We start from the raw sequence: 23,804 nt of genomic DNA, 5'->3' as shown, positions 1-23,804 counted from the left end.
AGTTTCCAGCGGCCAACACCAAGGAGCCACTCATGATCGATACCAAAACCCTCACCCAGCTCGGCGCGCATGTCGAGACGCCACACAGCCCCGAACAGGCGGTCCTGGAGACCGTGCCGTTTACGCGCGGTGACGGACCGCCCGCCATCGTGCGCTTCACGGTCCCGGAATTCACCTCGCTGTGCCCGGTCACCGGGCAGCCGGATTTCGCCCATATCGTCATCGACTACGCACCCGATGCGGCTCTGGTGGAATCGAAGTCGCTGAAGCTGTTCATGACCTCGTTTCGCAACCATGGCGCCTTCCATGAAGACTGCACCGTCATGATCGGCCGCCGCATCGCGGCGGCGACCAAGCCGCTGTGGCTGCGCATCGGCGGCTACTGGTTTCCGCGTGGCGGCATCCCGATCGACGTCTTCTGGCAAACCGGCGCTCCGCCGGAAGGCGCCTGGCTGCCGGAGACCGGCGTGGCCCCTTATCGCGGGCGCGGCTAGTTCGACCATCATTCGCATTGATATTGGCTGAGCGCCCATTCGCCGGTCACCGATAAAAGGTCCGATATTTTCCATTCGCCGCCGACCTTCTTGAGCTTCCATTCGAGGCGGTGCGGGTTGCCGGCGACGACGAAGGCGACGATGACCTTGGCCTGATCGCCATTGATCGCCTCGAGTGTCTTCAGGCTCTTATCGATCTCGTCCTTGTCATAGTTCGCATTGTCGAGCGCCATGTTGGGGTCAAGGCACTCGCCCTGCCCGGATTTGCGCAACCCATCGCTCTTGTCGAGCACCGTTTTCGCCGGATCCACGAAGTGGCTGCGCTGCGACGGATCGATCTCCAGGCCGACCTGATCGTAGAACGGCCTCACCACCGCCGTCGGTGACCCTGGCTGGATGGGAGCCGGAGGCCCGCCGGCAACCGGCGGTGTTGCCGGCTCCACGGCCCCGCCGGGCGCATTCGCCGGCGGCGAACCGCTGTCGCCTGGCGCGGTCCCGGCCGGAGCGTTTGCCGGCGGCGCGCCGAGCAACCCCTGGGCAGCGGCGCCGTTCAAACTCGCCGCCAACAGGCAGATCGCCGACAGTGCCAGGATCGGACGACGGGCCATCGCATCACTCCTGATCTTGGCCCGTCATGCATTCGAGCTGGCTCAGCGTCCAGTCGCTGGTCTTCGAAGCGATGTCCGATACCTTCCACTTGCCATCGACCTTCTTCAGCGACCAATGCATTTCGCGCTGTGAATCGTCTCCTTCCGAAAAGAGGCTGAAGTTCGCCACCACCCGCGCCGTGTCGCCATCCACCGTCTCGGACACTTTCAGCGTTTTTGAGATGGCCTTCTGGTCGAAATCCTGTGCATCCAGACCTGGGTCGAAGTCGATGCAGGCGACCTGGTCCGGATTCTTCTTGGTTGCCTGGTCGTTGAGATCGAACAGTTTCGTCACCGGCTCGGTGAAGCGATCCCGGTATTGTGCGTCGGCTTCGAACTTGACCTGCGGAACATAGAAGAACTTCACGGCGTCGGACGCCGGACCAGCCCAAGCGGCGGCGGGTGCGGCAATCAACAGGATAGCAGCGAGCAGCAGTTTCATGGATTTCCCCGAATGTTTGGCTGCGGACAGCAATCAATATCACGCATCGTGCATATCGGCTTTTTTGCGGCTCATGAAGCCTTCGGGCGGCTCGTCTGCTTGCACGGATCACATCATTCGATCCTCAGTCTCCGAAAGCCGCGATCGGCGCGTTGAGTTGGGTGCGCTCAGGCTTGACGCCGAGCCCTGGCGTCTGCGGGACGCGTATATGCCCGTTCTCGATCACGATCGGGTTTACGGGATCGGTATGTCCTTCGATGTACTCCTGCGCGATCCAGGCTCCCTCAAAACGTCTCGGCTCGACGGTAGCGGCAAGGTGCACGCATGCCGCGGCAATGATATCCCCGCCCCAGGCGTCGTCGCAGCTGTGCGGAAGCGATCGTATCGCACAGAGGTCGCGAACCGTGGCCATCTTGGTGAGACCGCCAAGGCGCGTGACTTTCAGTCCGAAACCATCCGCGATGCCTGAACTAACCGCCCGCAGCACGGCATTTAAATCCTCGGTGTTCTCATCGAGATAGATCGGATGGGTAACGCGTCCCTTGAGGCTCGCGACTTCCTCCATGGTATTGCAGGGCTGTTCGAACACGAATGGAATTGCCTGGCAAAGTCGATCGATGTGCAGCGCCGCGGCAGCGGTCAGGCCACGATTGGCGTCGACGGCGATCCGGGCCTTGAAGCCAACCGCCTCCCATACTTTGTGCACCGTGGCGACGTCCTGTTCGAGATTCCGCCCGCCGATCTTGATCTGAAGCCGTGGATAACCGGCCTTGACCTTGTCGGCGGCAATACGCGCGGTCTCGTCTGGAGCACCGACAATCGTCGAATAGTAAGACGGCACACGATCGGTGAGCGCACCGCCAAGAAGGGTTGAAACCGGAACGCGCAACCGCTGGCCGGCGAGGTCGAGGAGAGCGATATCCACGGCCGCCTTGGCATAGTTGTGACCGTTCAGCCGTTCGTCCATTCTTTTGGCGAGGCGGCGCATGGACGCTGTGTCCTCGCCGATGAGTCCAGGCGCCATTTCGGCAATTGCCGCCCTCGCGCCAAGAGCGTGTTGCGGCTGATAAACAGGGCCGATCGGGCAAGTCTCGCCCCAGCCTGACAGTCCGTCCTCTGTCGTCACTTCAACCAGCGTGCTGTCCAAATTCTGCACGGTATCGCTGGCCATCCGGTAGGCACCGCCTTTGACGGGCAGAAGCACCTGATAGACTTTGATTGACTGGATACGCATTCAGACATTAGCCCCGTTCATGCTTGCCTGGTCTGGCGCCTTTCGCGATCGTCAAAGACCAAGCGCCACCTTGCGCCCGTCATGAATGGCAAATGCGGCCTGTCTGGAAGCGGTACAATCGCCGATAGAGGTGTGCGCAATCCCGCGCTTTTCGAGCTCGATGGACAGGCTGTCCTGCGCCATGCTGGTGGCGGCGAAGACCAATGCGTCGGCCTCGACCTCTTGCTCGGTCCCGTCGAGCAGCGAAGCGACCCTCGCCACTCTGCCATCCCAGTGCACGATGGCGCTCTCGGTCACGAACTTGACCTTCAGCCCGGCGAGTGCCCGACGCAGCGGCGCATCCGCGGCCATTCGCTGGAGTTCCTTGCCAACCAGGGCGTCAGGCGTGACGATCGTCACATTGTGCCCGTCCTCGGCAAGCTTCCAGGCGGTGCCACACCCTTTCCAGTTGCCGCCATCGTCCAGGACGATCACATTTTTTCCCGGTCTTGCTTCTCTGGCCATCACAGCTTCGGCAGAAAGAACTGGGCCGCCACCCGGAATCCCGTCCCACTGCGGCAGTGCCCGCTGAAAAGCGCCGTCCTGCGGCATGGAGCCGGTCGCGACAATGACGTGATCCGCGCCTTCGCGTTCGATATCCTCCGCTTCTACATACTGACCGTACCGCACATCCACCTGAAGCTGGCTGAGCTGGCGCTGGTACCAGTCGATGAGGTCCAGGATCTGCGCCCGGCGCGGCTGCAGGCCGGCAAGCCGAAATTGGCCGCCCAGGCGATCCGACGCCTCGGCCAGCGTGACATGGTGACCGCGCTCGGCTGCCACACGCGCCGCTTCGAGGCCGGCCGGGCCGCCGCCAACGACAAACACGCGTTTCGGCCGAACGGCTGCGGTGAAGCGGTCGCCGCCCCATTCCCACTCTCGCCCCGCCGACGGATTGATTACGCAGCTGATCCAATAGTCGCGGCTGCGTCGACCCCAGCACATCTGGTTGCAGGACAGGCACCCGCGGATGTCCTCGTGCCGTCCGGCTGCGGCCTTTGCGGCAAGATGCGGATCGGCGATCTGCCCGCGCACGATGGAGACAAGGTCAGCGCGGCCTTCACTCAGCACGCTCTCGGCGTTCTCAGGAGTACGGATGTGGCTCTCGGCGGTGATCAACGCATGGCTCACGGTCGATTTGAGCACCGCTGCAAGGTCAGCGCCGAGCTTTTCCGGATATAGGAAGGTCGGCATGATCTTGTAGAAATCGAAGTAGGAACCCGTCCCGCAGGTAACATAATCCATCAAGGTGTCACGGTCGTGGAGGTCGATTATCTCGGCCAATGCCTCGCGCTTCAGCGCCACTTCGACTTCCGGTTCGTCATTGATGGCAAGACCGATGATGAAGTCGTCGCCGCATTCCTTGCGAATGCGCGTCATCACCTCGCGGCTCATCCGGGTCCGATTTTGGAGGCTGCCGCCCCATCGGTCGTCCCGGCGGTTCGACCAGGGCGTCCAGAACTGGTCCAGCATCGAATGGTACGCGGCCCAGACCTCGACGCCGTCGAAGCCGGCGTCGCGGCAACGGCGCGCTGCCTGTACGAAACCGTCGATCGTTTCTTCAATCTGGCGCTCGGACATCCGATGCGAACCGTCGGAGTCGTGATAGCTCGGTAAGCCTGAAGGTGACCAGCCGGCATGGAACGAGTTGTCCGCGTCCGCGTGTTGACCGACATGGTAAAGCTGCTGGATGGCGACGGCGCCATTGCCGCGGATTGCATCCGTCACTTTGCGAAAATGCGGGACGACGCTGTCGTCGGAGGGGCGAAAGTTGCCGCGCGTCAGCACTGCAGCCTGATGTACAGGCATCGGCTCGACCACGATCATGCCGGCTCCGCCGATCGCGCGTTCGGCGTAGTAGCCGATATGGCGTTCGGTCGGCAGCCCCTCTTCGGCCATATTGGCGGTATGCGCTCCAAACACGATCCGGTTGCGCAGCGTTTTGCCACGCAATTTTGCCGGCTCGAACAGACGCTTGAAGACCCGCTCAGGCATACGCTCTCTCTCCTGCGCCGCGCGATCGCACAGTGGCCTGGTGCCGATGGGAAACGCCGGCACCTTGGAGCGGTGCCGGCACAGCTTGTTGCCAAGCCTCGGGAATTACGCGTCCAGCCAGACGTTCTGGAGATCCATCTCGAAGGTCTGGTGAACGCCGTAGTTCTTCACCTTCTTGTTCATGTGGCTGTAGAGCTTCTGCCAGAACGGCTGAATGATGACGCCGGAATCCTGCAGGATCTGCTCGACATCCTTCATCACCTCTTTGCGCTTGGCGACGTCGATCAGCGAGAGCGCCTGCTTGAGCTTGGCATCGAACTCAGGGTTGGAGTACGCCGTCTCGTTCCAGGCCTCGCCGGTGCGATAGCCGAGCGCCAGCACCTGGACGCCGAGCGGACGCATATACCAGATGGTCATCGAATACGGGTATTTCGTCCAGTCGTTCCAGAAGGTCGAGCCGGGCAGCACCGTACGCTTCACCTTGATGCCGGCCTCACGCAACTGGCCGGCGATCGCATCGCCGGTGGCCTTTTGCCAATCGTCCTCGACGGTGATCAGTTCATGCTCGAAGTCGGCCTGCCCGGCTTCGGCCATCAGCTTCTTGGCGCCGGCAGCGTCGCGGGTCTTCTTGGGCAGCGGATAGTATTCTGGGTGAATCGGGCTGACATGGTGGTTCTCACCGACCGTGCCTCGCCCATTATAGCCGAGCTGCAAGACGGCATTGTTGTCGACGGCCATCTGCAGCGCGTTGCGCACCTTTTGGTCGTCATAGGGCTTGTGCGTGATGTTGGTCCGGGCAACGAGCGTGGTCGCCGTCGCGACTTCCGATTTCACCAGCCCCATCTTGTCGAGGATGTCGATGAAATCGGAGGGCGTCTCGAAATTGAGGTCGATCTCGCCGGAATCGAAGGCGTTGACCGAAGCATTGAAGTCGGTGCCGTAGTCGATGAATTCGACACCGTCGAGCGGCGCCTCGCCGCCCCACCACTTGCCATTCTCGCGGCGCTTGACGACCGCCTTCGTGCCGACCGCGTAGGACACCAGCTCAAAAGGTCCAGTGCCGATCGGCTTCTTGATCGGATCGGCGCCGGCGGCATCGAAATTGCGGTGGACCACAAGCGCCGGATAGTCGGTGAAGTTTGGAATGATCGCGATGTCGGGTTCGCTGAGCTTCAGCTTGACGGTGTTGTCGTCAACCTTGGTGATGGCGCCGTCCCTGGCCTTGCCGGTTTTGGCATCGATCAGCGCGCCGACGCGTGCGGCCATGGAATTGCCGGCAGCACCCTTCTCGCACCAGCGCGTCAGGTTGAAGACCACGTCATCGGCGTTGAAGGTATCACCATTGTTCCAGGTGATGCCCTTGCGCAGATGCAGCGTGTATTCGGTGGCGTCGTCATTGATGTCCCAGCTTTCGAGCAGGACCGGTTCGAAGGTGAATTGTCTGGTATAGCGGACAAGCGGTTCCAGCCAGCTGCGGGTGATGTTTGCCATTTCCACCCAGTCGTAAGTGCGGGGATCCTTCTGCGCCTTCACCGGCATCGAGACGTGCAGCGTTCCGCCTTTCTTCGGTTCCTCGGCCAAGGCCTGCCGGGGCGCCGCAAGGCCGATCATGCCGTAGGCCACGGCCGTCGATGCGCCGAAGGCGCTCGCCAGCGCCAGGAACTCGCGCCGGTCCATACGACCCGCGCGCGCCTCTTCAGCCATCGCCTCGATAGCGGCTGGAACGCGATCACCATTGCTTCTGTAGACTGTCATTTTTCTTCTCCCATTGGTTCCGTCGGGTCTTTCGCCCGTTCTATCAACTAACGCTGTCTGGCAGTTTCTCCTCGCGCCGCGCGATCAAATCCGCGAGACCCTCGGCGATGCCCTCGTCGAGCTTCGGCTCCTCGTAGTCGGCCAGCATGTTGCGCGCTTTGTCACGGCCACGCGTATCGTGGTCTTTTGCCCCTTCGGCATTCCATTGTTCGTACGAATTGAAGTCCATGATGCTGGGCATGAAGAAAGCCCGCTCGAAATGGTCAAGCGTGTGCTGGGTGCCGAGAAAATGACCCTGCGGCCCCACCTCGCGGATCGCCGCCATCGCGTCCTTGAAGTCGTCGAAGGAGAGCCCGCCGGCATATTTGTACCAGCCGACGAGTTGCTCGCAGTCTGTGGCGAATTTCGAATAGCCGCAGGCGAGACCAGCCTCGAGCCATCCAGCCGAGTGCCAGATGTAGTTGGCGCCGGCAAGAATGGCGGCATGCATGAGCATGTTCGCCTCGTAACCCGCCTGGGCATCGTTCAGCTTCGACCCGACATGGAAGCCGGATGTGCGCCACGGCAGCCGGTACTTCCGCGCCAGGGCTCCCATCAGATACATCATCTGCGCGGCCTCCGGCGTGCCGCCCATCGGAGCGCCGGTCTTCATGTCCACCGTCACCATGAACTGCCCGTAGATCTGCGGCGAACCCGGACGCAGCAACTGGGTGAAGGCGACACCGGCCAATGCTTCCGCATTGACCTGCGCCACCGCGCCGACGGCGGAAGCCGAGGTCGAGGCGCCGCAGAGGGCGAAGGGCGCGAGAATCAGCGGCTGGTTGTGACGTGCATAGACCTTCATGGCGTCCAGCATGGTGGCGTCCCACACCAGCGGCGAATTGCAGTTTGTGATCGACACCAGCACCGGGTTGTCGCGGACGAAGTCCTCGCCGAACACGATGCCGGCCATCGCCATCGTGTCTTCGGCGCGATCCTTTGACGTCACGATGCCCATGAAAGGCTTGTCGGAGTGCTTCAGCGCTGAATGGATGATATGAAGGTGGCGCTTCGGCACCGGAATTTCCATCGGCTCGCAGATGATCGAGCTCGAAGAGTGCAGCGCCGGCGCCATGTAGGCGAGCTTGTGGAAGTTGTTGAGGTCGGCCAGCGTGCCGTAGCGCCTGACGTTGTCGAGATCACGCACATAGGGCGCGCCGTACATCGGCACGAAGATCGAATTGTTGCCGCCGACGCGCACCGTGCGCTCCGGATTGCGCGCATTGAGCGTGAACTCCGACGGAACCTTCGAGACGAGTTCCATCAGGAGGGCGCGGTCGATGCGGACGCGCGTCTCGGAAACGTCCGCTCCGGCCGCCTTCCACATGGCGATCGCCTCATCGTCGCGGAATTCGCATCCCACCTCTTCGAGGATGGAGAGCGAAGCTTCGTGGATCAGCTCCACCGCCTCGTCCGGGACCATCTGATAGACGGGAATCTGCCGCACCAGAGTCGGAAAAGAGGCAATCGGCGCGCTGCGGAGCGCCTTGCGCCCGAGACGGCCGCCGCCACGGCGGTGTGTCGATTCGGTCAATTCAGCGGCCGGCGCGTTCATGGCAACTCCATTCCTCTTTTGGCTGCCAGCCTAATCAGACAAAAAGGGGCTGTGACGCTGGAAAATCCTGATCTCTTGTATAAGCTGTGCTTATGCGAAGCCTGCGCCACCTCTTGCCGTCCGCCGGCAGCCTGATCGTCTTCGAGGCTGCGGGCCGGTTGTCGAGCTTCACCGCCGCCGGGCGCGAGCTCGGCATGACCCAGGCTGCCGTTTCCTATGCGGTGCGCGGCCTGGAGGAACAGCTTGGCGCCCAGCTCTTCCAGCGCCGCCATCGCCAGGTCAGCCTGACCGAGGCCGGCGAGCGTTTTCATGCCGATGTCTCGCTTGGCCTTTCGCACATCCGCAAGTCGGCGGAGGACCTGCGCCTGCAGGCGACCGGCGGCCATGTGACGCTTGCCGCCTCGACGGCCTTCGGTTCGTTCTGGATGATGCCGCGCCTGCAGCGGTTTCGCGACGAATTGCCGGGCATTGACCTTCGCATCCAGACCGGCGACCGCGATCTCGACATCATCGCCGAAGGCATTCCGCTCGCCGTGCGTGGAGGCGTGCCACGCGACTGGCCGGACTATCATTCGCTGTCGCTTTCCGATGAAGAGATTTTTCCGGTCGCGGGCCCCAGCTACCTCGCCAAATTCGGCCGGCCTGAGACCGTGGAGCAGTTGGCGACACATCGCCTTATCCATCTGGAGGAGCCCTATCGCGAGGCCCCTAATTGGGACGAATGGTTCCAGTCGGCCGGAGCCAGCCTGCGCAATGCCGAGCGTGGCTTGCGCATCAATGATTATGCGATCGTGATCCAGGCCGTCATGGAAGGGCAAGGCATCGCGCTCGGCTGGCGCCACCTTGTCGAGCGGCTGCTGTCGACCGGGCTGCTGGTGCCGGTGACGGACCACGTGATGAAGACGGGCACGGCGTTCTACGTCATCTGGCCGAAGAACCGCGAGCTCAGCGACAATGCGCGCAAGGTAAGGGATTGGCTATTGGCGCAGGCGTGAGGCAGCCGAACACCGCAACCCGGCAGCCGGATTGCGGTGCTTTAAGTCTTTGTTTTGATGCATGTCGTTGCCCGTTAGCAGTTCAGACAGAACCGTCATTCTTCAGGCCAAGGACGTCGATCTTATCAATGGTCGGCGGGCCGACGAACAGCGCTTCGGCATTGGCCATCAGCGCCTTGGCAATCTCGCCGGTGAGATGCGCCTGCCGCCCAGTCTCGTCATGGAAGGCATCGAAGACGCCAAAGACGCTTGGCGAAAGCTGCAACGCGAACCAGATCGGTGTCTTGGCTTCCTGGTTGGCCATCTGCAATCCCACGTTCAGGAATGCGGCGACGTCCTTCTCCTTGCCGGGCTTGGCTTCGAAGCGTGCGAACAGTGCGAGCTTGATCATCTGACTTCTCCTGTTGATATTTCCTGCGGCCGAACCGACCGTCGATATCAAGCCTCGCAGGAATGATGCGAAAACCGTATTGGCAAAAATGACATCTTTGATATCATTGTTGCCATGAATATTTCCGTGCTTGTTCTCGACGGCGCCTTCGATACCGGCCTCGCCGCCGTGCTCGACGTTTTCGGCACCGCCAACGAACTGGCCGGCCTGCTACCGGCCCCGCCTGCCCACTTCAGCACGGCCATTGTCGGCGTCAGGGACACGGTGCTTACCGGTCAAGGCCTGCAAGTGCCGGTGACCAGGATCGGCTCGGAGGCGGCGCCGGACTGGCTGCTCATTCCAGCACTCGGCCAGAAGATGCCTGAGCCGCTCGGGCAAGCGCTGCTCAGGCCGGATATCGCGGACGCGGTAGCAGCCTTGCGCGGTGCCGCCGAAACCGGCGCTCGCATTGGTGCGGCCTGCATCGGCACCTTTGTGCTGGCGGAGACCGGCCTGCTCGACCGGCGGCCATCAACCACGACATGGTGGCTGGCACCGATGTTCAGGCAGCGCTACCCGCAAGTGCGGCTCGACGCGGCGCGCATGCTGGTCAATGACGGGCAGTTCGTCACCGCCGGGGCAGCACTCGGCCATATCGACCTCGCTCTGATGGTGGTCCGGCAGACGAGCCCGGAACTGGCGGCGCTGACGGCGAAATACCTGATCGTCGACAGCCGGCCGCTGCAATCAGCCTATGCCATCTCAGACCACCTCGCCCATTCGAACCCGCTGGTCGAGCGCTTCGAGCGCTGGGCGCGCGAGCATCTTGCGGTTGGCTTCAGTCTCGATGAGGCAGCCGCAGCCCTTGGCGCCAGCAAGCGTACGCTGTCGCGGCGCGTCAACGACGTGCTCGGCAAGACACCGCTGTCCTATTTCCAGGATCTCCGTGTCGAGCAAGCGGTGCATCTCTTGAAGACGACGTCCGACAGCGTCGACCATATTGCTGCCAAGGTCGGCTACGGCGACGGGGTGACGCTGCGCAATCTGCTACGGCGACGGCTGCACAAGGGCGTGCGCGAAATCCGCGCCACGAACTGATCCATCATCCGCAAGATTCTGCCCTCTCGCATGGGTGTCGAATCCGCCTATAATCGCCGCATGCCTATCCGCCAGCTTTCCGAAACAATGATCAACCAGATCGCCGCCGGTGAAGTCATCGAGCGTCCGGCGAGCGTGGTCAAAGAGCTGGTCGAGAATGCGCTCGATGCCGGCGCATCACGCGTCGAGGTCGTTACCGCAGGCGGCGGGCTGAACCTGATCCGCGTCACCGATGACGGCTCCGGTATCCCCGAACAAGAGCTTTCATTGGCAATCGCGCGTCACTGCACCTCCAAGCTCGCCGAGGACATTCATGACATCCGCTCGCTCGGCTTTCGCGGCGAAGCGCTGCCATCGATCGGTTCGGTGTCGCGGCTGTCGATCCGGTCGCGCACGGCTTTCGGCGACAGCGCCGCGGAAATCGGCATTGAGGGCGGCCGCGTCCTGCCCGTCAAGCCGGCGGCCGCCAATCGCGGCACGACGGTCGAGGTGCGCGACCTGTTTTTCGCGACGCCGGCGAGGCTCAAGTTCATGAAGGGCGAGCGTGCCGAAAGTTCGGCAACCAGCGACGTGGTCAAGCGCATCGCTATCGCCTTCCCCGCCGTTCGGTTCACGCTGGCCGGTTCCGACCGCTCGACGCTGGAATTGCCGGCGGCCGACGACAGTGCGGAAGGCAGCCTGCGCCGCGTCGCCCAGGTGATGGGCGCCGACTTTCCCGACAATTCCATTGCCATCGATGCGATGCGCGAAGGCGTGCATCTGACCGGCCATGTCTCGATCCCGTCCTTCACCCGCGCCAACGCGCTGCAGCAATATGCCTATGTCAACGGCAGGCCGGTGCGCGACAAGCTGATTGCCGGCGCCATCCGCGGCGCCTTCGCCGATGTCCTGCCGCGCGACCGCCACGCGGTGACGGTGCTGTTTCTGTCGCTCGATCCGGCCATTGTCGACGTCAATGTGCACCCTGCCAAGGCCGATGTGCGTTTCCGGGATCCGGGCCTGGTGCGCGGGCTGATCGTCGGCGCCATTCGGCAGGCGCTGGCCGAGGCGGGTATCCGCTCAGCCACCACCGGCGCTGCGGGCATGATGGCGGCGTTCCGGCCAGGTGCCGCATCCTATGATCACGGCGGCCCAGCCAACGGCCATCGCAGCTACGAAGCGGCTTACCGAGCCTCCGGTCCGGCCGGCTTCGACCCTTCGCGCTCGCCGCTGCGGCCGCTCGACATGCAACTCGAAGGCTCGGGCTTTGAACGCGCCAGCGCAACGCACGGCGGCTTTGGTGAACCCGACCAGGCGGCGTTCGATACCGGCACACTTGCGAGCGCCGATACACGCGCAGGGCAGAGTGAAGCGACAGAGACGCTGCTTGGCACGGTGCTCGGTGCGGCACGAGCCCAGGTGCATGAAAACTACATCGTTGCCCAGACAAGGGATTCACTCGTCATCGTCGACCAGCACGCCGCGCATGAGCGGCTGGTCTACGAAGCGCTGAAGAACGCGCTGCATTCGCGTGCCGTGCCCTCGCAGATCCTGCTTCTGCCGGAGATCATCGATCTGCCGGAGGAGGACGCCGAGCGGCTGGCCATGCACTCCGAAACGCTCGCCCGCTTCGGCTTCGGCATCGAGCGCTTCGGCCCGGGCGCCGTTGCCGTACGTGAGACGCCGTCGATGCTGGGCGAAACCAACGTCCAGCAACTGGTGCGGGATCTCGCCGACGAGATCGCCGACAACGACACGGTCGACACGCTCAAGGAACGGCTGGACAGAATAGCCGCGACCATGGCCTGCCACGGCTCGGTGCGCTCCGGCCGGCTGCTCAAGGCCGAGGAAATGAACGCGCTGCTGCGCCAGATGGAGGCGACGCCGGGTTCCGGCACCTGTAACCATGGCCGTCCGACCTATATCGAGCTCAAGCTGGCCGATATCGAGAGGCTGTTCGGGCGGCGGTGATTTTGCCCAGCGGCGGCCGACGGCTGCCGGCTCAGCATAGCCATCCGGCTGGCGGGTGTCTGCATCAACCAGTGATCGTGGCGGCTTGCGATCTTGAGTCCGCAAACGGCTCCAACTCTTTGTCTTACCTCTTCAAATTCACCACGATGACGCCGCCGAGCGCCAGCGCGCCGCCGAGGATGCCGAGCAGCGTCGGCACTTCGCCCAGCCAGAAGAAGCCGATCAGGGCGGACATCGGCGAGACAAGGTAGAGAAAATTCGAAGCACGCGCCGCCGGCAGGCGCGACAGGGCCGTCGCCCAGGCCGCGTAGGCAATCAGGCTCGGCACGATGCCAAGGAAGATGACGGCGCCCAACCCGGCCGCGTTGGCGACCGTCGCCTGCGAAAGAGCCGTGGGCAGGAAGGGCGACAGGCAGAGCGCGCCGAGCACCATGTTGGAGGCCGAGATGGTCAGCGGATGATGGCGCGCAAAAAGCGGCTTCTGGACGATGGTGTTGACGGACGAGCAGAGCGCGGAGCCGAGTACCAGCAGCGCGCCGACGTTGAAGTGCAGGCCATGGCCGTCGGCCACGGCGATGATGCCGATGCCGGCGAAGGAAATGGCCGTGCCGACCCATGCCATGCCGGAGAAACGCTCACCCAGGAGCGCCATCGCCATGATGGCGGTGAAGATCGGGCTGACATTGATGATGAAGCCGGCCGCACCCGCGGAGACGGTCAGTTCGCCGAAATTGAGCATCGCCGTATAGAGCGCCACGAAGACGGCGCCACCAAAGCCGAAGCGCCACAACTCGCCCATTCGGGGCAGCGCCGGGCGCTTGACGGCAAGGAAGATCGCCGCAGGCACGGCGGCTATGGCAAAGCGAAGCGCGCCAAGCTCCAGCGGCTGGAAGGACGCAAGGCCGGCACGGATGGCCGGAAAAGCGGATGCCCAGCCGACCACGGTCAACGCAACGGCGAAGGCTGCGGTGCTGTCCATCCGCTGTGTCGAATTCAACGTGCCTGTCGTCGCACTCATCTCACGGTCCCCGTGTTCTTCCATTCTGAAAGCCACAAAACGCCTTTTCTCGCTTATTGACAAACGACCAAATCGAGGATCACCTGTGAGCATGGATCACAGCTCAGAGGCGATGGTGCCGCTCGAAACGCTGCGTGCCTTCGATGCGGCGGCGCGGACCGGCAGTTTTTCGGCAGCCGCCGAAAGGCTCAACATCACCCATGGCGCCGTCAGCCGGCAGATCGCCAAGCTCGAGGGCTGGCTGGGGCTGAAAGTGTTCGATCGCGGCGCGCGCGGCGTGACGCTGACGATCGAAGGCAACCGGCTGCATCTGCGGACATCGGAAGCCTTCGCCCTAATATCGAGCCATTCGGACCGCTGGACCGAGCCGCGCGGAACGGCGGTGGTGCGGCTGACCTCGATCCCCTCGGTCAGCGGGCTGTGGCTGATGCCGCGCATGGCGGCACTGGAAAACAATCCCACCAGGCTGCGCATCGTTCTCGATGTTGACGTCCGCCAGGCCGATCTTGCCGATGAAGGCATCGACCTGTCGATCCGCTGCGGCCGCGGCGGCATCCCGGGCCGCGTCTCGGTAGAACTTTTCGAGGAGCATGTCTTCCCCGTCGCCTCGCCCGAGCTGGCACGGGAGATTGGGAGCGGCGACCCCGCCCGGCTGCTCGGATTTCCGCTGATCAATGATTCCGACGCCTCCGGCTGGCGCGCCTGGTTCGCGGCGCAAGGCATGGACTATCGGCCGCGCCCGCAGGACCGACGTTTCGAGGACTATAATCTGGTGCTCGACGCCGCCGCCCATGGGCTCGGCATCGCGCTGGCGCGTCCGCCGCTGAGCGGGCATCAGCTGATGTCGGGCCGCATCACCGCAGTCGACAAGCGCACCGCGCTCAATCCGGTGTCCTACTGGCTCGACCGGCCGATCGGGCGGCCACGTACCGCAGCGGCGGACCTTGCCCGCCGCATCGCGCAGCAGGCCGGACTGGCGCCGGAAAAGATCGAAGCGTTCATCGAGGCGGAGCGATAGGCTTGGCCGCCTTTCCCGAGCACCCGCCGATTCGCGGTTCAGCGAAGCAGCAGCAGGATGAACCCGACGATCCCGGTTCCCAGCAAAGCGGCCATTATCGAAACAAAGCCAATCTTCACCAGCAGCCGGTCAGGGTTCGGCGCCGCTCCATAGGATTGATTGGCAGGCTGTCGCCGGCCTGCCGATGCATCCAGGGCGGCGGCGTTGCGCGGGACAGGACCCTGCGGCGGGATAAGCGACAGCAGTGACAAGCTTACAGCTCGGGCCGGAGTGTTGTCGTTGGCCGTTGCCGAAGACGGCGAGAAGCCTCGCTGCTGCGACTCGGCTTCAGGCGCCGCTTTCCTTGCCACGACCGTTGTCAGCGCCGCTTCGTCCCTCGCGTCGAGTTGCGCCATATAGGCTTCGACGATGCCAGCCGAAGCAATCTGCTGCGACTTGGCGGCCGCCGGCGCCGCGGGCATCGCCAACAGCGCCGGTGCCGTCCGCTGCGCGAACAGGGAGGCCACCGGAGGCTGGACCAATTCCCGGACCAATGCCGTCCTGACCGGATCGGCCTTCGCCAAAGGCACGGGTTGCGGCGTCATTGCCTCCTTGAGCAGGGAAGCCAGGCGGGCGGTAGAAATAGCCATCGTGCCCCCACAAAAGCGCTTTTCCAGCACCTCGTAACGGATCAGCATTGTCCGAGGCTTGTCGGATGCTTGACCTGGACGGCGATTTGTGGCGATGAAATCTGCATGAACCTCGGCACCACCGCATGATGAACCGTTTCGAAGGCCCGGGCGGCAAGGAAGCCCGCATCCGCTACCTCGATGGCGATTTCCAGGTCACCAGTCCCGGCTCGTTCGTGCGCTGCGCCGTGACGGGAGAAAGCATCCCCCTGGACGAGCTGAAATACTGGAGCGTCGCCAGGCAGGAGCCCTACGCCAACGCCGCCGCCTCGCTGCGCCGCGAAATCGAGGTGCATCCAGAGATGCGCAAGCGCGGCTAGGCTCTCAACCTGCGCTGCCGCCAGGCATCGAGCGTTTCCTCGATGATGCGCTCGGGCACATGGTCGAGTTCGAACACCGTGTCGATTTCCAGCACGTCGAGACGCCCGAGAAATTCCTGCGAGGCGCCGTGGCGCAGCCGGGCGGCGTCCTTGGAGGTGGTGATGAGGCCGAGGCCTTCGGCGTGCGCCGTCGCCGCCAGTTCGGCGAGTTCGTCCTCGGCGTAAAAATGATGATCCGGAAATGGCCTGGAGAGAACCACCTCGCCGCCGGCCTGGCGCACCGTGTCGAAGAATTTGTCGGGATGGCCGATGCCGGCGAAGGCGAGGAACCGCTTTCCGCCAAGGCCAGCCTTGCTGCTTGGCTTCGTGTGAGCCTCGAAGATCGGGCGGCCGGCGCGGGCCGCCTGGCGCACCACCATGTCGGCCGCGGTGCCCTCCCCCATCTTCAACAGCCCGCTGGTGTAGACCAGCTGGTCGACGATCTTGGCCCGAAGCGGTCCGCCCGGAATGACGCGGCCATTGCCGATCCCATAGCGGGCATCGACCACGACCAGCGCATAGTCGATGTGGATGCGCGCGCTCTGAAAGCCATCATCCATGATCAGGAAATCGCAGCCATGCCTTTCCAGCAGCAGCCGGGCGCCGGCCGCGCGGTTCGGCGTTACCGCGACGGGGGCGTGTTTGGCCAGGAGCAACGGCTCGTCGCCGACATGCTTGGCGCTGTCGTGGCTGGCATCGACGACGTGCGGCTCGGCAAAGGAGCCGCCATGGCCGCGCGACAGGAAACCAGGCTTCAGACGCATGCGCTTGGCCTGTTCGGCGAGCGCGATGGCGACCGGCGTCTTGCCGGTGCCGCCGACGGTGAAATTGCCGATACACAGAACCGGCGCGTCGATCTTCTCGCGCCGGGCCCGCCGCATGCCGCGGCCGGCAACCAGCGCATAGACGGCCGACAGCGGCGACAGGGCCAGGACTTTCCAGTCCGGCTTTTCCCACCAGAATGGCGGTGCTTCGGAGACCACGTTAACGACCGTTCGCGCCCTTCAGGCGCGACTTGATGACCAGCGGCTGGATATAGGGTTCAAGCGATTTCAGCGTGCGCGCCAGCGCGCCGCGCATCTCGTCGACGGTCGCCACTCCAGCGGCCATCATCTCGTGGCGTGCGACTTCATTGGTCAGCAGGAAATTGACGGCCCCGGCCAGCATATCGCGATCGCGCACCAGCTTCGCGCCGCCGCTGTCGATCAGACGCTGGTAGGCTTCGCGAAAATTCTGCACATTGCGCCCAGCGAGAACCGCGGTGTCGAGCATGGCCGGCTCGAGCGGATTCTGGCCGCCCTCGGAGGTCAGCGAGCGGCCGACGAAGGCGATCTCGGTCAATCGGAGATAAAGCCCCATCTCGCCGATCGTATCGCCGAGAAGGATATCGATGTCGGGCCCGATGCGGTCGCCCTTGCTGCGCCGCGCGACCTTCAGGCCCATGCCTGAAATCTGCGCGGCAAGCGTGTCGGCGCGATCGGGATGGCGCGGAACGACGATCGTCAGCAGGCCTTGGTGGCGCTTATGCAGCGTCGCGTGGACTTCCGCCGCGACCACTTCCTCGCCGTCATGGGTCGAGATCGCCGCCCAGGTCGGGCGGCCGCCGATCTGCCGCTGCAACGAGGCCAGCGCCCGTCCGTCGGCCGGCGGGGGATTGGTATCGACCTTAAGGTTGCCCGACACCGTGACCGGCCGGGCGCCAAGCGCGCGAAAACGCTCGCCGTCGACGTCGGACTGGGCAACAACATGGGCGAGATTCTCGAACAGCGCCTCGGCGATATTGGCCCGCTTCTTCCACGAGATGAACGAGCGGTCGGAAAGCCTGCCATTGACCAGCACCTGCGGAACGTGGCGCGCGCCAAGCTCGAGGATGGTCATCGGCCAGATCTCGGATTCGGCGATGATCGCCAGGTCCGGCCGCCAGTGATCGAGGAATCGGCTGACCGCCGGCTTCAGATCGAGCGGCACATATTGGTGGATGATGCGGTCGCCGAGCCGCTCGTCGGCAACCTGCGCCGATGTCACGGTGCCGGTCGTCAGCACGATGTTGACGCCATAATCGAGAATGCTTTCGACCAGCGGCACGACGGCTATGGTCTCGCCGACGCTGGCGGCATGGATCCAGATAACGGGCCCTTCGGGGCGCGGGCGACCGGCGACTCCGTAGCGTTCGCGGCGGCGGTTGCGGTCCTCCTTGCCGCGCGAGATGCGCCAGGCGACATAGGGCCCGATCAGCGGATAGGCGGCGGCACCCGCGAAACGGTATGCCGTCAGCATGGCACGCGCCCAGCGGCCGCTCATCGCGGACCGTCCACGAGACGGTAGGCCTCGGCCGTCGCGGCATTGAGCGCGGTGGTGATTTCCTGGCGCTTGCGCTCCATTTCGGCGTCGTCGGCGTCCGCGGCCACAAAAATCGGCGCCCCGATGGTTACCGCGGAACGGCCGAATGGCAGGTTTATGGTGGTCTTGTCCCAGCTCTTCTCCAGCACCTTGCGGCGGCTGGTGGCGATGGCGACCGGCAGGAGCGGCCGGCCCGAGAGGCGCGCCAGGAGAACAATACCAAGCCCCGCGTCGCGCGGTGTGCCGTGGGGAATGTCTGCGATCATGGCGACGTTCTTGCCGGCGGTGAGCGACTTTTTGAGGGCGATCAGTGCCTTGGCCCCACCCTTGTCGAGATGCCTGGCGTTGTCACGCCCGCCCGAACCGCGCACCGCCTCGATGCCGAATTTCTCCAGCATTAGTGCGTTGAGCTCGGCATCGGCGCTGCGTGACACCATGGCGACCAGTGGTTTGCGCTTGGGATAGTAGGCCGGCGTCAAAAGATGCTGGCCATGCCACAAAGCGATGATGCCGGGCTCGAACTCGGCGTAGGCCCCTCCCGAAAACCGCGCCGACCCGGCGACCAGGGGACTGGTCAGGCGAACCAGCCGCACGAACTGCGCGAGCAGGCTGGCAATGGCATTCTTGACGAATCGCGACTGTGCGAGCGGTTCGCGGATCTTGCGCCAGAAGGCCTTGGTCGTGCGGCTGCGGCCTCTGCCCGCGGACTCGGCCTCGCCGGCTGGCTCTTTCGCCAGATCATGCTCCATCGAAATCAACCGACGACCTTGTTGTCGGGGTCCAGCAGACGGTGCAGATGAACGACGAAATAACGCATATGGGCATTGTCCACGCTGGCTTGCGCCTTGGCTTTCCACGCCGTATGCGCGGATTGATAGTCCGGATAGATGCCGACGATGTCGAGCGCCTCGAGATCGCGGAACTCCGTGCCGCCAAGCTTCTTCAGTTCGCCGCCGAACACCAGATGCAAAAGCTGTTTCTTTCCGTCTTCCGCGGCCATGTCGGTCCTTCACATATCGTGAGTTTGTGACAGGTCTAGACCAAAGCCGTTGACTTTGGAACCTTCGAAAATGCTTTCAGGCATCCAGCCCAGCGATGACATCGACGAGCACCGCCAGCAAATCACCGCTGCCGGCGGCAAGCGCGCCGTGGCGGGTCACCTCGCCGGCGTAGAGCGGGGCGCGGCCATGCGGGTCGAGCAACTGGCCGCCCGCCTCGCGCAGGATAAGATCGGCGGCGGCGATGTCCCAGTCATGCGCGTTCGGCTTGACGAAGGTGGCGTCGAGCGTGCCGTTGGCGATCATCGCCAGGCGGTAGGCAAGCGAAGGGCTGTAGGGCGCCCGTATCAACCGCTTCTGCCAGCCGGGCGGCACCAGGTCGATCAACTGCTTCAACCCGGATATCTCGGCCATATCCCCAAGCGTGCGCACCGCAATGCGCTTGCCGTTGCGGAACGCGCCCTGGCCGGGCAACGCCCAATAGATCTCGTTCATCGCCGGGCATTCGAGCACGCCGGCCAGCGTGCGTCCGTTTTCGACGACGGCAACGCTGACGCACCAGGTGCGCTGACCTTCCAGGAAGCCACGCGTACCGTCGATCGGGTCGACGACGAAGGTGCGGCGCGCCGAAAGCCGCACCGGATCGTCGACCGTCTCTTCCGACAGCCAGCCATAGTCCGGCCGCGCCGCCAGCAACGTGCGGCGCAGATAGGCATCCGCCGCATGATCGGCTTCGCTGACCGGCGAAGTGCCGCCCTTCATCCAGACTTGCGGACTGTTGCCGAAATAACGCATGGCGATGAGGCCCGCCTCGCGGGCGGCATCGCGCAGCAGCGGCAGATCCCCGATAGCGCCAGAGGGGGCACCGGCAGTGGTCAGTTCATGCGCCGGCAAGGGTCATGCCTTCGATCAGGAGCGTTGGGGCCGCCGTGCCGAAATTGCGGTCGAGGTCATCAGCCGGCACCATGTTCAGGAACATGGTCTTCAGGTTCGAGGCGATGGTGACTTCGGCAACCGGATAGGCCAGCGCGCCATTCTCGATCCAGAAACCGGAAGCGCCGCGGCTGTATTCGCCGGTGACCATGTCGACGCCCTGCCCGAACACTTCGGTGACATAGAAACCGGTCTTGAGCGACTTGATCAGATCCTCCGGTGACCGCTCCCCCGGCTCGATGGCGAGATTGGTGGAGGATGGCGACACGGAAGAGCCGCTGCGCGATCCGCGCCCATTGGTGACGAGGCCAAGCTCTCGCGCCGCCGAGGTCGACAGGAACCAGTGGTTGAGCACGCCCTTTTCGACCATCAGAAGCTTCTCGCCCTCGACGCCTTCGCCATCGAACGGGCGCGAGGCCTGGCCACGCGGCCTGAGCGGCTCGTCGGTGACCGTGATCGCGGACGCGGCCACTTGCTTGCCCATCATGTCGCGCAGAAACGAGGTCTTGCGCGCAACGGAGGCGCCATTGATGGCGCCGGCAAGGTGGCCGGCAATGCCGCGCGCGACGCGCGGATCGAACACCACATCGACCGGGCCGGTCGCGGCCTTGCGCGCGCCGATGCGGCGCACGGCGCGTTCGCCAGCCTTGCGGCCGATGTCTTCAGGCGCATCGAGATCGGCGAAATGCTGGCGCGAGGAGAATTCATAGTCGCGCTCCATGCCGGTGCCTTCGCCGGCGATGACGCTGGCAGAACGCGAAAACCGCGAGGCGACATAGTGGCCGAGAAAGCCGTGCGACGTGGCCAGCACCAGCCCGCCCAGCCCGGCACTGGCATTGCTGCCTGACGAATTGGTCACGCCCTTGACCGCAAGGGCCGCCGCTTCCGCGGCAAGGGCGGCCTCCTTCAACTGGTCGGCGGAGACTTCGGTGGCGTCGAACAGGTCGAGATCGCGAATTTGCTTCGCAAGCAGCGCCGGATCGGCAAGGCCCTGATAAGGATCCTGCGGCGACACTTTCGCCATAGCCACGGCCCGCTCTGCGAGTGAAACCGGATCGGATGCGGCGGTGGCCGAGACGCTTGCCACTCTCTGGCCGACGAAGACGCGCAGCGAGACGTCCTCGGCCTCCGATGATTCGGTGGCCTCGACCTTGCCGAGCCGAACCGACACGCCGGTGGAGCGGCCCCGCACGGCCACCGCGTCGGCGGCATCGGCGCCGGCCTTCCTGGCGGCCTCGACCAGGGCCGCGACGCGGTCGGCCAATTTTGCTGCGTCTGATATGTCGGCCATGACTGTGATCCTGCTGTTGCGGCCAAAGCCTGGCCGCTGCCCACCCATCTATTGTTCCGGTCCGGCTTGTGCAATGGCATGGGCTTCAATCAAAATGCAGGGTTCGCAGTTCCCATCTCGAACCCAGTGACGCAAAATCAGTCCGCCAGCCTGTACGGAGCATCTTCGATGACGCCTTTCCATCTCGCCTTTCCGGTCCGCGATCTCGATGAAACCCGCACTTTCTACAGCGAGGTGCTGGGCTGCGCGATCGGCCGTTCATCGGCGACCTGGATCGATTTCGACCTTTACGGCCACCAGATGTCGGCGCATCTGCGGCCGGCGCAAGCCGCCAGCGACGGCAAGGTAGACGGCATCACCGTGCCGATCCCGCATTTCGGCGCCGTGCTGTTGATGGACGACTGGCAGCGCCTGGCGACCCGGCTGGAAGCGCGCGACGACATCGACTGGCTGGAACGGCCGATGGTCCGCTTCAAGGGCGAGCCGGGCGAACAGGCGACGCTGTTCATCCGCGACCCTTCTGGCAACGCCCTGGAATTCAAGGGCTTTCGCTCGCTGGAGCAGGTTTTCGCGCACTGAGGACGAGAGGGCTCGCAGCGGGCGCTGTCGTTCAGGACGCCGCGACCGGCGTCCAGATCACATCCTCGATCTTTTGCGCGCCCGTCGCCAGCATCGCCAGCCGGTCGAAGCCGAGCGCGATGCCGCTGGCCTGCGGCATGATGGCAAGGGCGGCGAGAAAATCCTCGTCCAGCGGATAGCGCTCGCCATAGATGCGCTCTTTCTCGTCCATCTCGATGATGAAGCGACGTCGCTGCTCGGCCGCGTCAGTCAGCTCGCCAAAGCCGTTGGCGAGCTCGACGCCGCAGCAGTAGAGCTCGAAGCGCTCGGCGACGCGCGGATCCCTGGGGCTTGGCCGGGCAAGGGCCGCCTCGGCGACAGGGTATTCGCACAGGATGGTCGCCTGGCCGATGCCGAGATGGGGCTCGATTTTTTCCACCATCACGCGGCTGAACAGGTCGGCCCAGCTGTCGTCGGGCGCCGTGCGCATGCCGGCCTTGGTCAAGGCGGTGTACAGCGCGTCGCGGTCGGTGCCGCCATCGGCGGCGACCGTGGCCAGCAGATCGATGCCGGCATGGCGCATGAAGGCATCCACCACCGTCAGGCGCTCCGGATCGGCAAACGGATCGCAATCGCGGCCACGGAAGGAAAAGCGCCTGGTCCCTGCCCTTGTCGCGGCCAGCGCCAGCAGATCAGCGCAGTCACGCATCAGGCTCTCATAGGTCTCGCCCACCCGGTACCATTCGAGCATAGTGAATTCGGGATGGTGCAATGGGCCGTGCTCGCGGTTGCGGTAGACCGGACCCAGGCTGAAAATCCGGAGCTCACCAGCGGCGAGCAGCTTCTTGCAAGCGAATTCCGGCGAGGTATGGAGATAAAGCGGCGAGCGAGCGCCATCCGGCCCGACCGCTTCCGTGGCGAAAGCGGCCAGATGCGTCTCGTTGCCGGGCGAGACCTGCATGGCCGCCGTTTCCACTTCGACGAAATCATTCCGGGTGAACCAGTCGCGCAGGGCGGCCGTGAGGCCGTTGCGCAGCATCAGGCGCGGGCGGCGGTCGGCATGGACATGCGGCGTCCACCAGGGCGAAGCGGTGGTCATGGGCGGATTGAACGCATGCCGATTCGCCTGGGGGGCTGGCGGTTCGCGCCAAGATGCGCTAGGGCCCCATCCAGCGCCGCACAAGCCGGCAAACGCCAGTCAACTCTCGCAGGATTTAAAACCGTGGTGAAAGTCATCGCCAGTTCGCTCCGCAAAGGCAATGTCGTCGACAAGGACGGCAAGCTTTATGTGATCCTCTTTGCCGAAAACATCCACCCAGGCAAGGGCACCCCGGTGACGCAGCTCGACATGCGCCGCATCGGCGACGGGGTGAAGGTTTCCGAGCGCTACCGCACCACCGAACAGGTGGAGCGCGCCTATGTCGAGGAGCGCGAGCACACCTTCCTTTACGCCGACGGCGAAGGCTATCACTTCATGAACCCGGAAACCTACGACCAGGTGGCGGTATCGGAAGCCGTGGTCGGCGACGCGGCGCCCTACCTGCAGGAAGGCATGCCGGTGCAGGTCTCTCAGTTCAACGGCATCGCGATCGCGCTGGTGCTGCCGCAGCGCGCCACCTTCGAAGTCGTGGAAACCGAGCCGACGACCAAAGGCCAGACGGCATCGTCCTCCTACAAGCCTGCCTTGCTCTCCAATGGCGTGCGCACCACCGTACCGCCGCACATCGCTCCCGGCACCCGCGTGGTGGTGATGACGGCGGACGGCTCGTATGTGGAGCGGGCGAAGGACTGAGGCCGGTGTTCGATTTAGCCGGCACTCGACGCCGGCCCGAAGCGGTCCTCGCTGCTAGTCTGGCGGATGGTATCGCGGACTTCGATAAAGCGGCCGAGGACGGTCATGATCGACTGACGTTCGCCTTGCGGTCGCCGCAAGAATAACCGGCACGACATGGCGCACGTCCGCCCCAATTCGCTCGATTGTCGATCGCATCGAGCGTTGTTTCGCCCG

General features: G+C 64.1%; 24 protein-coding genes. 8 read left to right on the top strand and 16 right to left on the bottom strand.

Features of this window, described 5'->3' with window-relative positions; genetic code table 11:
• Positions 1-32 precede the first annotated feature (32 nt).
• Positions 33-494, top strand: coding sequence for a preQ(1) synthase (gene queF / locus FJ548_RS14815; protein ID WP_140613236.1), 462 nt, complete (start codon positions 33-35; stop codon positions 492-494).
• An 8-nt stretch (positions 495-502) separates the two neighbouring features.
• On the opposite strand, the gene FJ548_RS14810 is transcribed toward queF, so the two are convergent.
• The 6 genes from FJ548_RS14810 to FJ548_RS14785 all read right to left on the bottom strand — a co-directional run bounded on the left by FJ548_RS14810 (position 503) and on the right by FJ548_RS14785 (position 8,200).
• Positions 503-1,102 (bottom strand): hypothetical protein, encoded by a 600-nt coding sequence (locus FJ548_RS14810; RefSeq protein ID WP_140613237.1) that lies wholly within the window; start codon positions 1,100-1,102, stop codon positions 503-505.
• A gap of 4 nt (positions 1,103-1,106) precedes the next feature.
• Positions 1,107-1,583: a DUF3828 domain-containing protein gene (locus FJ548_RS14805; protein ID WP_140613238.1), complete on the bottom strand. Its 477-nt coding sequence runs from the start codon at positions 1,581-1,583 to the stop codon at positions 1,107-1,109.
• A gap of 124 nt (positions 1,584-1,707) precedes the next feature.
• Positions 1,708-2,817: a mandelate racemase/muconate lactonizing enzyme family protein gene (locus FJ548_RS14800; RefSeq protein ID WP_140613239.1), complete on the bottom strand. Its 1,110-nt coding sequence runs from the start codon at positions 2,815-2,817 to the stop codon at positions 1,708-1,710.
• A gap of 51 nt (positions 2,818-2,868) precedes the next feature.
• Entirely contained in the window at positions 2,869-4,851 is a 1,983-nt protein-coding gene (locus FJ548_RS14795) for an FAD-dependent oxidoreductase (protein WP_140696096.1), read from the bottom strand.
• A 105-nt stretch (positions 4,852-4,956) separates the two neighbouring features.
• Positions 4,957-6,606, bottom strand: a complete 1,650-nt coding sequence (locus FJ548_RS14790; RefSeq protein ID WP_140696098.1) for an ABC transporter substrate-binding protein — start codon at positions 6,604-6,606, stop codon at positions 4,957-4,959.
• 43 nt (positions 6,607-6,649) lie between these two features.
• On the bottom strand, positions 6,650-8,200 hold the full coding sequence (locus tag FJ548_RS14785) for a trimethylamine methyltransferase family protein (protein ID WP_140696100.1): 1,551 nt from the start codon (positions 8,198-8,200) through the stop codon (positions 6,650-6,652).
• 92 nt (positions 8,201-8,292) lie between these two features.
• Between FJ548_RS14785 and FJ548_RS14780 the strand changes: the two genes are divergently transcribed.
• Complete coding sequence (locus tag FJ548_RS14780) at positions 8,293-9,195, top strand: LysR substrate-binding domain-containing protein (RefSeq protein WP_140613242.1); 903 nt, start codon at positions 8,293-8,295, stop codon at positions 9,193-9,195.
• Positions 9,196-9,277: 82 nt separating this feature from the next.
• On the opposite strand, the gene FJ548_RS14775 is transcribed toward FJ548_RS14780, so the two are convergent.
• On the bottom strand, positions 9,278-9,586 hold the full coding sequence (locus FJ548_RS14775) for an antibiotic biosynthesis monooxygenase (protein ID WP_140613243.1): 309 nt from the start codon (positions 9,584-9,586) through the stop codon (positions 9,278-9,280).
• A gap of 126 nt (positions 9,587-9,712) precedes the next feature.
• Here FJ548_RS14775 and FJ548_RS14770 point away from each other — a divergent pair, with 126 nt between their 5' ends.
• Together FJ548_RS14770 and mutL are read left to right on the top strand one after the other, a co-directional pair.
• Positions 9,713-10,663 carry a helix-turn-helix domain-containing protein gene (locus tag FJ548_RS14770; protein ID WP_348640939.1) on the top strand — a complete coding sequence of 317 codons (951 nt, stop codon included), beginning with the start codon at positions 9,713-9,715 and terminating at the stop codon, positions 10,661-10,663.
• Positions 10,664-10,723: 60 nt separating this feature from the next.
• Positions 10,724-12,613, top strand: a complete 1,890-nt coding sequence (mutL, locus tag FJ548_RS14765) for a DNA mismatch repair endonuclease MutL (RefSeq protein ID WP_140778223.1) — start codon at positions 10,724-10,726, stop codon at positions 12,611-12,613.
• A gap of 124 nt (positions 12,614-12,737) precedes the next feature.
• On the opposite strand, the gene FJ548_RS14760 is transcribed toward mutL, so the two are convergent.
• Positions 12,738-13,631, bottom strand: coding sequence for a DMT family transporter (locus tag FJ548_RS14760; RefSeq protein ID WP_140778215.1), 894 nt, complete (start codon positions 13,629-13,631; stop codon positions 12,738-12,740).
• A 91-nt stretch (positions 13,632-13,722) separates the two neighbouring features.
• Here FJ548_RS14760 and FJ548_RS14755 point away from each other — a divergent pair, with 91 nt between their 5' ends.
• Positions 13,723-14,649 (top strand): LysR substrate-binding domain-containing protein, encoded by a 927-nt coding sequence (locus FJ548_RS14755; RefSeq protein ID WP_140778214.1) that lies wholly within the window; start codon positions 13,723-13,725, stop codon positions 14,647-14,649.
• Positions 14,650-14,687: 38 nt separating this feature from the next.
• Here FJ548_RS14755 and FJ548_RS14750 read toward each other — a convergent pair whose 3' ends face one another.
• On the bottom strand, positions 14,688-15,326 hold the full coding sequence (locus tag FJ548_RS14750) for a hypothetical protein (RefSeq protein WP_246678672.1): 639 nt from the start codon (positions 15,324-15,326) through the stop codon (positions 14,688-14,690).
• 77 nt (positions 15,327-15,403) lie between these two features.
• Between FJ548_RS14750 and FJ548_RS14745 the strand changes: the two genes are divergently transcribed.
• Positions 15,404-15,637 (top strand): DUF2093 domain-containing protein, encoded by a 234-nt coding sequence (locus FJ548_RS14745; protein ID WP_140613504.1) that lies wholly within the window; start codon positions 15,404-15,406, stop codon positions 15,635-15,637.
• On the opposite strand, the gene lpxK is transcribed toward FJ548_RS14745, so the two are convergent.
• The 6 genes from lpxK to FJ548_RS14715 all read right to left on the bottom strand — a co-directional run bounded on the left by lpxK (position 15,634) and on the right by FJ548_RS14715 (position 21,238).
• Positions 15,634-16,659: a tetraacyldisaccharide 4'-kinase gene (lpxK, locus tag FJ548_RS14740; protein ID WP_140778213.1), complete on the bottom strand. Its 1,026-nt coding sequence runs from the start codon at positions 16,657-16,659 to the stop codon at positions 15,634-15,636. The two genes, FJ548_RS14745 and lpxK, sit on opposite strands and share 4 nt — an antisense overlap.
• Before the next feature lies 1 nt (position 16,660).
• Positions 16,661-17,977 carry a lipid IV(A) 3-deoxy-D-manno-octulosonic acid transferase gene (gene waaA / locus FJ548_RS14735; protein ID WP_140613502.1) on the bottom strand — a complete coding sequence of 439 codons (1,317 nt, stop codon included), beginning with the start codon at positions 17,975-17,977 and terminating at the stop codon, positions 16,661-16,663.
• Positions 17,974-18,765, bottom strand: a complete 792-nt coding sequence (locus FJ548_RS14730; protein ID WP_140778212.1) for a lysophospholipid acyltransferase family protein — start codon at positions 18,763-18,765, stop codon at positions 17,974-17,976. The genes waaA and FJ548_RS14730 overlap by 4 nt, the downstream gene beginning before the upstream one ends.
• A 5-nt stretch (positions 18,766-18,770) precedes the next feature.
• Positions 18,771-19,016, bottom strand: a complete 246-nt coding sequence (locus tag FJ548_RS14725) for a DUF4170 domain-containing protein (protein ID WP_140696113.1) — start codon at positions 19,014-19,016, stop codon at positions 18,771-18,773.
• 76 nt (positions 19,017-19,092) lie between these two features.
• Positions 19,093-19,908 (bottom strand): 3'(2'),5'-bisphosphate nucleotidase CysQ, encoded by an 816-nt coding sequence (locus FJ548_RS14720; protein ID WP_140696115.1) that lies wholly within the window; start codon positions 19,906-19,908, stop codon positions 19,093-19,095.
• The gene (locus FJ548_RS14715) at positions 19,895-21,238 is read right to left on the bottom strand and encodes a TldD/PmbA family protein (RefSeq protein WP_140778211.1); all 1,344 of its coding nucleotides are present in this window, start codon (positions 21,236-21,238) and stop codon (positions 19,895-19,897) included. Before FJ548_RS14715 ends, FJ548_RS14720 begins: the two co-directional genes overlap by 14 nt.
• Before the next feature lie 168 nt (positions 21,239-21,406).
• Between FJ548_RS14715 and FJ548_RS14710 the strand changes: the two genes are divergently transcribed.
• Positions 21,407-21,817: a VOC family protein gene (locus tag FJ548_RS14710; RefSeq protein ID WP_140613497.1), complete on the top strand. Its 411-nt coding sequence runs from the start codon at positions 21,407-21,409 to the stop codon at positions 21,815-21,817.
• Positions 21,818-21,848: 31 nt separating this feature from the next.
• Here the strand turns inward: FJ548_RS14710 and epmA are convergent, their stop codons facing one another.
• The gene (gene epmA, locus FJ548_RS14705) at positions 21,849-22,895 is read right to left on the bottom strand and encodes an EF-P lysine aminoacylase EpmA (protein ID WP_140778210.1); all 1,047 of its coding nucleotides are present in this window, start codon (positions 22,893-22,895) and stop codon (positions 21,849-21,851) included.
• Positions 22,896-23,018: 123 nt separating this feature from the next.
• Between epmA and efp the strand changes: the two genes are divergently transcribed.
• The gene (gene efp, locus FJ548_RS14700) at positions 23,019-23,588 is read left to right on the top strand and encodes an elongation factor P (RefSeq protein WP_140613495.1); all 570 of its coding nucleotides are present in this window, start codon (positions 23,019-23,021) and stop codon (positions 23,586-23,588) included.
• The last annotated feature ends 216 nt before the right edge of the window (positions 23,589-23,804 follow it).

It is taken from the genome of Mesorhizobium sp. B2-4-17, assembly GCF_006441275.1.
Lineage (GTDB): Bacteria > Pseudomonadota > Alphaproteobacteria > Rhizobiales > Rhizobiaceae > Mesorhizobium.
This window is presented reverse-complemented; position numbering and strand designations above follow the sequence as displayed.

Bases quoted from the DNA above. Each gene is read 5' to 3' on its own strand.
- queF (WP_140613236.1), top strand. From the start codon at position 33: ATGATCGATACCAAAACCCTCACCCAGCTCGGCGCGCATGTCGAGACG.
- FJ548_RS14810 (WP_140613237.1), bottom strand. From the start codon at position 1,102: ATGGCCCGTCGTCCGATCCTGGCACTGTCGGCGATCTGCCTGTTGGCG.
- FJ548_RS14805 (WP_140613238.1), bottom strand. From the start codon at position 1,583: ATGAAACTGCTGCTCGCTGCTATCCTGTTGATTGCCGCACCCGCCGCC.
- FJ548_RS14800 (WP_140613239.1), bottom strand. From the start codon at position 2,817: ATGCGTATCCAGTCAATCAAAGTCTATCAGGTGCTTCTGCCCGTCAAA.
- FJ548_RS14795 (WP_140696096.1), bottom strand. From the start codon at position 4,851: ATGCCTGAGCGGGTCTTCAAGCGTCTGTTCGAGCCGGCAAAATTGCGT.
- FJ548_RS14790 (WP_140696098.1), bottom strand. From the start codon at position 6,606: ATGACAGTCTACAGAAGCAATGGTGATCGCGTTCCAGCCGCTATCGAG.
- FJ548_RS14785 (WP_140696100.1), bottom strand. From the start codon at position 8,200: ATGAACGCGCCGGCCGCTGAATTGACCGAATCGACACACCGCCGTGGC.
- FJ548_RS14780 (WP_140613242.1), top strand. From the start codon at position 8,293: ATGCGAAGCCTGCGCCACCTCTTGCCGTCCGCCGGCAGCCTGATCGTC.
- FJ548_RS14775 (WP_140613243.1), bottom strand. From the start codon at position 9,586: ATGATCAAGCTCGCACTGTTCGCACGCTTCGAAGCCAAGCCCGGCAAG.
- mutL (WP_140778223.1), top strand. From the start codon at position 10,724: ATGCCTATCCGCCAGCTTTCCGAAACAATGATCAACCAGATCGCCGCC.
- FJ548_RS14760 (WP_140778215.1), bottom strand. From the start codon at position 13,631: ATGAGTGCGACGACAGGCACGTTGAATTCGACACAGCGGATGGACAGC.
- FJ548_RS14755 (WP_140778214.1), top strand. From the start codon at position 13,723: ATGGATCACAGCTCAGAGGCGATGGTGCCGCTCGAAACGCTGCGTGCC.
- FJ548_RS14750 (WP_246678672.1), bottom strand. From the start codon at position 15,326: ATGCTGATCCGTTACGAGGTGCTGGAAAAGCGCTTTTGTGGGGGCACG.
- FJ548_RS14745 (WP_140613504.1), top strand. From the start codon at position 15,404: ATGATGAACCGTTTCGAAGGCCCGGGCGGCAAGGAAGCCCGCATCCGC.
- waaA (WP_140613502.1), bottom strand. From the start codon at position 17,977: ATGAGCGGCCGCTGGGCGCGTGCCATGCTGACGGCATACCGTTTCGCG.
- FJ548_RS14730 (WP_140778212.1), bottom strand. From the start codon at position 18,765: ATGGAGCATGATCTGGCGAAAGAGCCAGCCGGCGAGGCCGAGTCCGCG.
- FJ548_RS14725 (WP_140696113.1), bottom strand. From the start codon at position 19,016: ATGGCCGCGGAAGACGGAAAGAAACAGCTTTTGCATCTGGTGTTCGGC.
- FJ548_RS14715 (WP_140778211.1), bottom strand. From the start codon at position 21,238: ATGGCCGACATATCAGACGCAGCAAAATTGGCCGACCGCGTCGCGGCC.
- FJ548_RS14710 (WP_140613497.1), top strand. From the start codon at position 21,407: ATGACGCCTTTCCATCTCGCCTTTCCGGTCCGCGATCTCGATGAAACC.
- epmA (WP_140778210.1), bottom strand. From the start codon at position 22,895: ATGACCACCGCTTCGCCCTGGTGGACGCCGCATGTCCATGCCGACCGC.